This window comes from Rheinheimera sp. UJ63 (genome assembly GCF_021568285.1).
Taxonomy (GTDB): domain Bacteria; phylum Pseudomonadota; class Gammaproteobacteria; order Enterobacterales; family Alteromonadaceae; genus Alishewanella; species Alishewanella maricola.
In genome coordinates this window covers 111224-122227 of the sequence record NZ_JAKGTQ010000005.1, presented here as the reverse complement: position 1 = coordinate 122227, position 11004 = coordinate 111224, and the positions used below count along the sequence as shown (strand labels likewise).

The following is an 11004-nucleotide window of genomic DNA, read 5'->3' as shown; positions in this document are numbered from 1 at the left end:
ATTCCTACATTCTAATTTGTTAGTAAATATGGACGTCGATAACTGAAGATGCCATTTGACAACATGTCAGCTACGCCAAAACCGGCTTTATCACCAAATCCTTTAAAGACAAACTGCACACTGAAACCACTATCCAGTTCGGCAAATTGGTTAACATTATCCACGGCGGTGTCAAAATCTGCCTGTACCTGTCTGCGAGCGACAAAACGCACTGCCCAACAACAGGATTCATATTGCAGTCCTATATTGGCGTCTATCATACGATGATTCGTCACATCACGGTAGTAACTGGCGATCAGTTGCCAGTTTTTATCTATTGGAAAGGCACCAATAACACCTAATTGTTGAATTTCCACTCCTGAGACTGCGCGGCTGTAGCGATGGTTCAATTGGAATAACGTATTCTCACTGCCTCGGTAATCTAAGCTGGCTGAACTCTTGATCAGTTTGTTTTGTTCAATGTCATATTGCAGCGCGCTGCTGACATACCAACGACGATACCAATTCCAGATCATTTCAGAGGCGAGCATCGATTCAGTGGATGGCAAATCTTGAGTAATGGTATTTGCTGTGATTTCCGGATCTTTTAAGAAAAAAATCTGGCCAAGGCTAAAACGGAATAATTCATTTTCGGTATTGTCGTAAAAGCGCGTCGTACCACCAAGGGTAATTTGATTCGCTTCATTGATACGATCTAAGCCTGAGAAACGGTTCTGCCTAAATAAGCCGTAATAATCGTCTTGCAAGCGCGTGGTATCGTACAGGCCAATATTGCTTTGATCGCGATAAGGAATATACAAATACTGTATTTGCGGTTCAAAGGTTTGTAATGCCGGCTCGCCAAACCAATCGTATTCTCGTTCCATATTGACTTTGGCATGCAAGCGGACCTTAGGTAAGGTCCGAGTGATCTCGGCTTGTTCTTCCGTGAGTGAGCTTAAGCTATCTTGTTGATAATAAGTATAAAGCAAGCTTGTTTCAGCCGTGAATTCAATTGCCGAGGTGATGATAGGAATTCGAAGCGTTGGCTCAATGTGCAGTCGATCCGCGGCGTTATAAAAGGCTTGGTCATTTCTGAAATGCGCATATTGGCTAAACCAACTGGCTTCTAGCCAGTTACCTAAAGCGATAGGCGCCGCTGAAGCTACACTCAGTTGCGGGATCGCTTTGTAGGCTTGGTTATAATTACCCAGAATCTCAAAGCCTTGCATTTTTAAATGCGAATGAACTTGTTCGCCGAAATAACTCAGGCTGGCTTCTCGATATAACTGAGTATCACTCTGGTTTGTGTAATCAGAGCCTAATTCTGTTAGATAAGCGCTATCGCTAACATCGGTAAAGTCGATATAGCCACGCCATTTATCACTAAAATCGGAGCGATTCGTCAAATGCGTTAAGTAACGCGCGCCAAAATCATTGGCTTTTTCATCATCGCTACCCATGTATTCTAATTGCAGTAAGCCACTGTGCTCGGATGTTAAATACCGCAGTTGCGACTTTAACTGAGCACCACGATTACTCATAAAACGCGGTGTAAGCGTCAGATCGTAGTTTTCGGCCAAGTTGAGGTAATAGGGTAATTCTATGTCTATCCCGGTGCTTTGTGAGCTGCCGACTTTCGGCACCAATAATCCTGATTTACGTTGGTCATCAACCGGGAAAGTTAAATAAGGGATATAAAAAATAGGGATGTCTTTAATTTTAAACACCGCATTACGCGCTTCACCCCAGCCTGAGTCTGCCGCGATGCTGATTTCTTCTGCGTGTAAGCCCCAGCTGTCATCTTGTTCGGGGCAAGTTGTAAACACGGCTTGGCGTAACACTAACGCCTCGTTCGAGGCCACCATGGCTGAAGCTTCACCGCGACCGGCATTTTCAACAAATTGATAACGCGCATCACCCAGCGTAACGCGGTTTTGGCTAATGTCTGCTTCAAAAAATTGGCTACTCACCGACAGTGCTGGATTAAAATACTCAATACCGCCATCGGCACGAAGTGTTTGGGCGCGGGTATCATAACGTGCTTTAGGTGCTTGTAATAAGGTATCGCGGTGCAGGATTTGTACTTTACCTGAAAATTCAGCGCTTTGGTTTTCTTGTAAGTCGACGTTGTCTGAGAAAATGCGGATTCGACTGTCTTGTTCATTTAAATCTTTTAAGATATCAGGCAGTTGAACGGGTTGCTGGCAAGTTTGGCTAGCAAGCGGTGCAGCATTAACCTGCAGAGGTGTCATCGCTACCCAGAGTAATCCTGCTAAACTTAAACCTTGTTTCATGCCTTTCTACTCATTGCTTACTGCGTCGCACCAGCCGACCTTGGGTGGGTTATGATAAATCAATTTTAGAATTCCTGCTAATCCGATATAGTGCCTATGTTAATCGTGTTATGCCAGACCATTGGCTGGCTCAGGGCTCATTGCAGTTTTCGGGGTATGTTACGTGTGGGGAAAAATTCTTGGTGCCTTATTTGGTATCGCTTTATTTAAGCTGCCTGGCCTGTTGTTGGGTGTGGTAGTAGGGCATCTTATTGATCAGATGTTTCAGCGCAAATTAGCGAATTGGGAAGGGCTGCAAAGCGTTTTCGGGCAAGACGATGAACAAGCCTTATTTATGTACAGTAGTTTTGCTGCAATGGGGCATCTTGCGAAAGCGACGGGTGTGGTAACCAAAGCACATATCTCAGAAGCCACCCACTTTATGCAACAGTTAGGTTTAAATGCTCAGCAGCAAAAAGAAGCACAAGCGGCATTTAGAGATGGCAAGGCGGTTAATTTTCCGTTTCGCGCGCAAATCACGGAGTTTTACCAACGCTATAAACGGCGGCCGGATGTTTTACAATTATTCCTAGAAATTCAGTTAAGTATTGCCTGTGTTGATGGCCGCATCAGCGCTGAGCAGCATCAGCTTCTAATTCAAGTTGCCGAGTCTTTGCATATTTCGCGCAGCACTTTAGCGCAATTGCTTTTGGCTTATCAGGCGCAGTCACGGTTTAAACAGGGGCAAGCCCCCGGCAAAGAACAAGGGCCTTCTTTACTTGCGGCTTATCAAATGCTGGGCTGTACACCAGAGATTGCTGACAAAGAGCTGAAGCGTGCTTACCGTAAATTGATGTCGCAACACCATCCAGACAAATTAATTGCACAGGGAGTGCCAGCGGCGATGTTAGAGGTAGCAAAAAGACGTACGCAAGATATTCAAGCGGCGTATGAGCAAATCAAGCAGGCCCGAGCTAAAAACCCGTAGAGTGTAACCAGCCGATAATTTCATTGACTTGCCAGTGTTGCAGGCTTTGTTGATGATAACCGTCGTTTAAATGACGTTGTCGATATAAAGCATTGCCACGCTGTTGTCCTAATTCTGCCCTTGCTGTGGCCAAGGCGAGTGCTTGTGGATGGTCATGCGCCGTTAATAAATCGAGTACCGGCATGTTATTCAATACGTTTTGCGCAACGCTATTCTGTTGCTCGGCTGCTGATAAATAAGCCCCTAAATTCACAAGCGCGGCCGGTGGCATATTTAAACTGTCTGCTAGCAGTAAATTCATTACCGCTGCGATTTCCCCTTGTGCAATAACAATCACCGGTGGCTTTAATCGGGCTTGCTGCGCTAATAATTGCCAGCGTTGGCTCAGTTGGGTTTTTTGTAATGTTAATTGCTGCGCAGGGTTGGTCGCCATTACTGGCTCTGGTTGCGGCAACACCCAGAGATCCCAGCCACGATCAGGTAAGGATAAGCGAAGTTGATTCAGTAACGAAGGACTAAAAGCGTGCTGATGGGCATCCGGAAGCAACACGATGCTGCCTCGTGTTAAAAGAGCCGCACTGGGGGTATGCAATGCCATGAAGGAGGCACTCGCAGCATCAAATTGTTGTAAGTTAACCTGTGGGAATTGGCGTTGAATATCTTGCCAGTGAGGTGCTGCTTGGCTGCTGGTCGCGGCTAAAAGCATAACAGCAAACGCGAACCCTTTATTTTGCATCTATGCTACCGCCATTGAGAAACTCAAGTTGATTACTCTATAGCGGCTTGTGTTCCCATATCTTGAGCGGGAAGGCGTTGTGCCAGTAAATCTTCGGCAAAAGCAAACAGCACTTTGTTGTTATGTCTGAATTTTATGTAATTGCCTTTATGCTCGAGTAAAGCAACCACAGTTGAAGGTTGGATGATAAAACAAAATTTGGTGGCTTTAAATTCGACTAACGCTTTGGCCATTTCTCTAAGATGATCGTTTGCTGCGAGACGTTGTGTTTCTTGCTCGTCATTACAGACATGTGCTGAATGCTGCAATTGAATCATTTCAGCATCATCCGCCATGGCGTTAATGCTAAACATGCATAGACCGCATGTAATGAGAAGAAAAACAAACTTAGCCATGATAGGAGGAGTCCAGTAATTGACATTATGTACTAAAAATTAGCAGTGATTGTAAATTACGGCAATAGAAAATAATAGTAGAGTAGCGAAAGCCAATAAAAATAAAGCCGCTAGCGTAGCGGCTTTATTTAATATTAGTACTTAAATACTATTAGCGAAGTACTGGCTCTTTAATCTTAGCCGTTACTTTTGCTTCAATACGTTGGTTGGCAGCGTGTGCTGCGCGGGTATTACCCTCAACGCGAAGCTGAGTTACGCCGAAACCTTTAGAGGTAATACGGCTGCTGTTGATGCCTTGCGCTGTTAATAAATCAGCGATGGCTTTAGCACGACGCTCAGATAAACGCATGTTGTAAGCGGCATTACCGATGTTAGACGCGTGACCTTCGATGAATACAACCGCTTCAGGGAAGCGTTTCATAAAGGCGGCTAACTGGTTAACTTCAGTTTGGCCGTCAGCAGATACTGCTGCAGAGTCAAACGCGAAACGAACTTCGATATCGACATCGCCTACACGGTCCATTTTCTCAGTGTAGATAGTACAGCCTTGAGCATCTACTTTGTGAGCCGCTGGTGTGTTAGGGCACTTGTCTTGGCTATCAACTACGCCATCACGGTCAGAATCAACAGGCATTGGTGCTGGCGCTGGGGCCGGAGCGGGTGCTGGAGCTGGTGTAGGAGCAGCAGCTGCTTCAGCACCAAAAACCCACGTTGCACCTGCTTTTAAAGACGCATCATTCCAATCGCCGTTGTTAATGCCACGGAAACGGTTACCTTCAACAAATAAGGCTACAGCTGGGCTAACAAAATAACGGTAACCAACACCGATATTTACTGCATCAAAGGCGATGTCATTTTCAAAATGCTTCCAGCCACCCACTAAATACAGATTAGTGTTAGCCAGATGATACATTGCATCTAAACCAAAACGGTCACCCGTTACGCGAGAACTTTGAGCCAGTGAATTGAAGCTCTGACGAGCATATTCAAAACGCACACCCCAAGTTTCGTTGACACGGTAACCAATGTCTGCACCTACACCCCAAGCATCATCAGTGTTGCTCCAGGTAGCTGATTGCGCTTTACGCGAATCATTCCAGTAGCCTTCACCAAATAGTGAGCCAAAAACCTTTTTTTCTAGATCTTGAGCTGTTGGTGCATCGGCAATAGCCTGAGCGCCAAACAGCGGAATAGCCGCAAGAACTGCTACAGCGATTGCTTTAAGTTTCATCCGTTTCTCCTTCGATTCATCCAATTAAGCAAACTTTTTATAGTTTACCATATTGTTTTGTCAGTATTATTGGTTTTTGCAAAAAATAAAGTTTATTTTTAAGACAATACAATAATAGTGCAGTTAAATGAATGTTGCGTTAATAGCCGATTCTTTTTACTTAAAAAGGGCAAATTGCTGAAAAAATCATCTTTTTTGCCGTTGTTGGATGGCTAAGGCTTAAATGACAGGCATGCAGTTGCAAGCGGTCTGCAGCATGCACTGCCTCTCCGGCGTAAAATTTATCGCCTAAGATGGGATGACCAATAAATTGTAAGTGCACGCGTAGTTGATGAGAGCGTCCGGTGACAGGGGTTAATGCCACGCGGCTTTGGTTATTGGCGCGGCTAAGCACGCGATAGTGCGTTAAAGAAGGCTTACCATGTTGATAACACACCTTTTGCATCGGTCTATTTGGCCAATCACAAATCAATGGCAAATCAATACTGCCACTGCTCGCCTTAACTAAACCGGAGACTCGCGCTTCATAACTTTTTTCAGTTTCGCGCTGTTGAAATTGCCGGTTTAGCTCACGTTGCGCCTCTTTGTGCATTGCCATAATAAACACCCCTGAGGTGGCCATATCTAAGCGATGCACAATGCTGGCATTGGGCCAAACGCGTTGCACTCGGTATTGCATGCTATCAAAGTGTGCAGGATCTTTACCCGGCACCGACAATAAGCCGCTGGGCTTATTCAGCACCACGATATCGTTGTCTTGATACAAAATATCGAGATAAGGCCATGTCGGTGGGGTATAAGTTAACAGCATGGCGTTAATCGTGACTCACCACGATCACCCGGATCGCATCTAATTTTAACCGAGCTTTGGCCAAGTACTCATTCAGTTGCTGGCATTGCTGCTGTTGATGAGCGATCTCTTCATCCCGCACTAAAGGGTTTACTTGGCGTAGTGCCTGTAAACGCTCGATATCTGCGGTTAAGCTTTGCTGCATTTGAGTTTGTGCTTGGCTGCGTAATTGCTCAAGTTGCAGCGTGGCTAACTGTTCTGCTTGTTGCAGCATAGGGTGGATCAGATTTTGTAAGGCATTCACCAGTTTTGTCGCTGTTTGTCGACCAACCGGTTTTAATTGACGATTAAAGTTATCAAACGACACTTTGGCTGCCAGATCTTTACCGGTTTTATCTAACAACATACGAATCGGCGTAGGTGGTAAATAACGGCCCAGTTGTAACGCCGCTGGCGCGCTGGCTTCTGCGATATAAATTAACTCCACAAAGAAGCTACCAACCGGTACGGCTTTGTTAGGTAATAATGCCACGGAGCTGTTACCTAACACATCATTACTCAGGATATCCAAAGTGCCTGTGACCATCGGGTGATCCCAGCTTAAAAATTGAATATCTTCTTCGGCTAAGGCGGTAGCACGGTCGAAGGTTACGGTGGTGCCATCATCTGCTAATCCAGGATAGTTTTGCTGTAAGTGCTCAGATGGCCGTAAAATGATGCTGGTATCAGAGCGATCCTCTTGATTAACGCCCAGTAAATCCCACGCCTTGAACATCAGCATTGGCAGTTTAACGTCTTGATCGAGTGCACTGACTTCCGCAGCAAGTTGTAACGCTTGTTGACCACCGCTGGAGTTGATCTCTAGTAACTGATCGCGGCCTTGCTCTAATTTAGTTTGTAACTCGGCGGCCAATTCAGCACAGGCTGCGATTAATTGCTCGGCCTCGTCGCTCGGGCCTCGGTAGTCAGCGAGTAGCTGTTCTAACTGCGCTTTTTGTTGTTCAAAAATCAGCCGGCCCGTTTGGCAGGTTTTGGCAAACGCATTTAAGCCGTGATGATACCATTGCAGTAATAATTGCTGCGCAGTATCCGCGAAGTAGGGGATATGGATCTGAATATCATGCTGCTGCCCAATCCGATCTAACCGGCCAATCCGCTGTTCGAGTAAATCAGGGTTTAGCGGTAAATCAAACAATACCAAATGCTCGGCGAACTGGAAGTTACGACCTTCACTACCAATTTCAGAACACAGCAACACTTGGGCACTGTACTCTTCTTGGGCAAAGTAGGCGGCCGCTTTATCTCGCTCGATAATGGTCATGCCTTCATGGAATACGGCGGCACGAATACCTTCAGATAAACGTAAGGCCTCTTCCAAGGCGAGAGCCGTGGCTGCCGACGCACAAATGACTAAAAATTTGCCGTGTTTCGCCGCTTTTAACGCGGACAACAAATACGCTACACGCGGGTCAAATTGCCACCACTGACTGTTTTCACCTTCAAATGCCTGAAAAACTTGCTCTGGAAAGAGATTAGCGGTGATTTTAGCGTGCACCGAGGCGTCTTGTTGCAAGGCGCGATGTACTTTTAAGGCATTTTGATATTGCTCTGGCATTGCCAGAGGTTGTAATAGCGGGCAACGTTTTGGAAAGCCTTGAATGGTGTTACGGCTATTGCGGAATAAAATGCGGCCGGTCCCATGACGATCTAATAACTTTTCGACCAGCTCATGCCGCAACGTCTCGCTGAGGGGTTGCTGATCGGCGAGTGACTGTAATAGCGCTTGGCTAGCGCTATCGTTTAACAAGTTGTTTAACGAGGCTAACAAGTTGGCATTCAGTGACGTGGCGTTTAACAGTTGCTGAGCCAATTTGGCGATCTGCTGATAATCTTGCTCTTCAGCTTGAAATTGTTCGTAATCATAAAAACGATCAGGATCTAATAACCGTAGCCGGGCAAAGTGGCTCTGATGGCCAAGTTGATCGGGGGTGGCTGTCAGTAAGATTAAACCGGCTGTATCTTGGGCTAGGGCCTCGATGCGCTGATATTCCGTACTGGGCTTTAATGGATCCCAATGTAAATGGTGGGCTTCGTCGACCACCAATAAATCCCAGTGGCTACTCACCGCATGCTCGTGCCAGCTGCGCTTTTTCGCTAAAAACTCCATGCTACACAGCACGAGTTGTTCGGTATCAAAGGGGTTATCCGCATCGAGTTGCGCTTGCTGGCAACGTTCTTCATCAAAAATCGCAAAACGCAGATTAAAGCGCCGCAACATTTCTACCAACCATTGATGTTGTAATGACTCGGGCACGATAATTAAAATACGACTGGCCAAGCCCGTTAGTAATTGCTGGTGAATAATTAAACCGGCTTCAATGGTTTTACCTAAACCCACTTCATCTGCCAATAACACCCGTGGTGCGTGGCGCTGTGAAACTTCGCGTGCAATATGAAGCTGATGTGGGATCAAGCTAACACGACCACCAACCAAACCACGCAGCGGGCTTTGTTGCAGGCTTTGTTGATGCTGCCAGCTTTGATAGCGTAATGGGAAGAACTCAAAACGGTCTACTTGACCGGCAAATAAGCGATCTTGAGGTTTGTTAAAACTCAGGAAGTGGTCTAAAAAGGTTTCGCGTAAAATGCAGGGCTCTTGCGTATCTAAGCGAATACCGTGATAACTTAATAGCGCGTTTTCAATCGTTACTTGCTGTACCAGTAAAGTAAAGCCCTCTGCACTTTTCACTTCATCGCCGATGTTAAAACTCACGCGAGTCAGTGGCGCTTCTTGCTGAGCATAAAAGCGTGTTTCACCGCTGGCGGGGAACAGAATTGATAGCATTCTGCCCTCCAGTGCAATTACAGTACCTAAGCCTAAATCAGACTCTGTATCGCTGATCCAACGTTGTCCCAGTGCAAAATTCATTCTAAACCCTAACTGTCAAAAACGGGGCGCTATGGTACAGCGAAACGACCTTGGTTGCATCTGTCTCGCACAGCTTTTTCTTCAGCAACGATTATAAGTTGTCATGCTGTTGTCATCTGGTAACGGCAACGTAGCAATTAGCGTCTAAGGTGCGGTTCGGAACTTTTAGTCGCAGTCTGGCAAAGTTGCACTATGCTAAAAAGAGCCGTAATGCTTTACGGTGAGATAAGCAAATAAAGGAGTGCTTATGGCGCGGAAAAAACAGCAAGCGAAAAAAATTTATGTCCTAGATACCAATATTTTGTTGCATGAACCTTTTGCCTTCCTTAATTTTGAAGAAAACGATGTTGTGATACCGATGACGGTATTAGAAGAACTTGATCATATAAAAGATAAAAATAAAGATGTCAGCCGAGATGCACGAGTGGCGATTCGTGCGTTGGAAGATATTTTAAAAGACGCCTCCCCAGAGCAAATGCTGCACGGTGTGGCGTTACCCAGCCGCCAAGATGCTAAGCCCGCCGGTCATATTTTTATTGTTAACGATCACCATCTAAAAGATGAAATCCCTGGTTTACCCGGCGGCGAGAACGATCATCTGATCATTAATACCGCCTTGTATTTGCAGCGCGAAAAAAGCCCTGTAAAAGTCATATTGGTTACAAAAGACATCAATATGCGTTTAAAAGCCAAGGGTGCGGGTTTAAAACAAGTGGAGGATTACCGCACTGACCAACTGATAGATGATGTACGCTTTCTCTATAAGGGCTATTACAAATTTGCCGGAGAGTTTTGGCCACAAGTCGGTGAATGTCACAGTGTGAATGAAGGGCGCGATACGGTCCATTACATCAACCGAAAGGTCTTACCTAATGCCTATGTTAACGAGTATTTAGTCGATGAGGCTGAAACTTTTGCTGGGAAGGTCTTGGCAGTCAGCGAGCACGAATTAAAAATCCAAGACTTCGGTTATGAGCGATTAATGCATCGACATGCTTGGGGGATTCATCCAAAAAATATTTATCAAGCCATGGCCTTAAATGCTTTGCTCGATCCGCAAATGGATTTGGTGATTTTAACTGGCCCCGCCGGTTGCGGTAAAACCCTGATTGCCTTAGCTGCCGCGCTGGAGATGGTTATTGAAAAAGGCATTTACGATAAAGTCATTGTGACGAGGAATACACCTGAAATTGCCGAGTCTATTGGCTTTTTACCAGGCTCTGAAGAAGAAAAAATGGCACCTTGGTTAGCGGCAATTACCGATTCGCTAGAAGTGCTACACAAAACCGACGAACATCCGCATGCCAGCGTGAATTACATTATGGAAAAGGCGAATATTCAGTTTAAGTCGGTTAACTTTATGCGTGGCCGCAGTATTCAAAATGCCATTGTTATTTTAGATGAATGCCAAAATTTAAGCGCCGCACAGTTAAAAACCATTATTACCCGTTGTGGCGAGGGAACAAAATTAATCTGCTCAGGTAATTTATCGCAAATCGACAGTAATTATCTTACTGCGGTGACCTCGGGGCTCACTTACATTGTGGAGCGTTTTAAAAACTTTGAAGGCAGTACTACCGTTAATTTAAATGGGGTTGTTCGTAGTCGATTAGCCTCTTTTGCTGAGGCGAACTTGTAGTTTTCTGCGATGGATAGATTGACTAATTAATGAAACGCGCT

General features: G+C 45.5%; 8 protein-coding genes. 2 read left to right on the top strand and 6 right to left on the bottom strand.

All coding sequences use genetic code 11. The features are described 5' to 3' along the window. Positions 1–11 precede the first annotated feature (11 nt). Entirely contained in the window at positions 12–2276 is a 2265-nt protein-coding gene (locus tag L1N97_RS13830) for an LPS-assembly protein LptD (protein WP_236130190.1), read from the bottom strand. A gap of 163 nt (positions 2277–2439) precedes the next feature. Here L1N97_RS13830 and djlA point away from each other — a divergent pair, with 163 nt between their 5' ends. Then, entirely contained in the window at positions 2440–3243 is an 804-nt protein-coding gene (gene djlA / locus L1N97_RS13825) for a co-chaperone DjlA (protein ID WP_229588056.1), read from the top strand. On the opposite strand, the gene L1N97_RS13820 is transcribed toward djlA, so the two are convergent. The 5 genes from L1N97_RS13820 to rapA all read right to left on the bottom strand — a co-directional run bounded on the left by L1N97_RS13820 (position 3230) and on the right by rapA (position 9324). Next, entirely contained in the window at positions 3230–3979 is a 750-nt protein-coding gene (locus L1N97_RS13820; RefSeq protein ID WP_236130189.1) for a DUF3530 family protein, read from the bottom strand. The two genes, djlA and L1N97_RS13820, sit on opposite strands and share 14 nt — an antisense overlap. Positions 3980–4011: 32 nt before the next feature. Further along, positions 4012–4332 carry a hypothetical protein gene (locus tag L1N97_RS13815; protein WP_229588060.1) on the bottom strand — a complete coding sequence of 107 codons (321 nt, stop codon included), beginning with the start codon at positions 4330–4332 and terminating at the stop codon, positions 4012–4014. 193 nt (positions 4333–4525) lie between these two features. Then, positions 4526–5605 carry an OmpA family protein gene (locus L1N97_RS13810; RefSeq protein ID WP_236130188.1) on the bottom strand — a complete coding sequence of 360 codons (1080 nt, stop codon included), beginning with the start codon at positions 5603–5605 and terminating at the stop codon, positions 4526–4528. Positions 5606–5765: 160 nt separating this feature from the next. Further along, a complete protein-coding gene (locus L1N97_RS13805) occupies positions 5766–6416 on the bottom strand; it encodes an RluA family pseudouridine synthase (protein WP_229588063.1) in 651 nt (216 codons plus the stop codon). A 4-nt stretch (positions 6417–6420) separates the two neighbouring features. After that, positions 6421–9324, bottom strand: coding sequence for an RNA polymerase-associated protein RapA (rapA, locus tag L1N97_RS13800; protein WP_236130187.1), 2904 nt, complete (start codon positions 9322–9324; stop codon positions 6421–6423). 247 nt (positions 9325–9571) lie between these two features. On the opposite strand from rapA, the gene L1N97_RS13795 reads away from it, so the two are divergent. Then, a complete protein-coding gene (locus L1N97_RS13795; RefSeq protein WP_229588066.1) occupies positions 9572–10963 on the top strand; it encodes a PhoH family protein in 1392 nt (463 codons plus the stop codon). Positions 10964–11004: the final 41 nt, after the last annotated feature.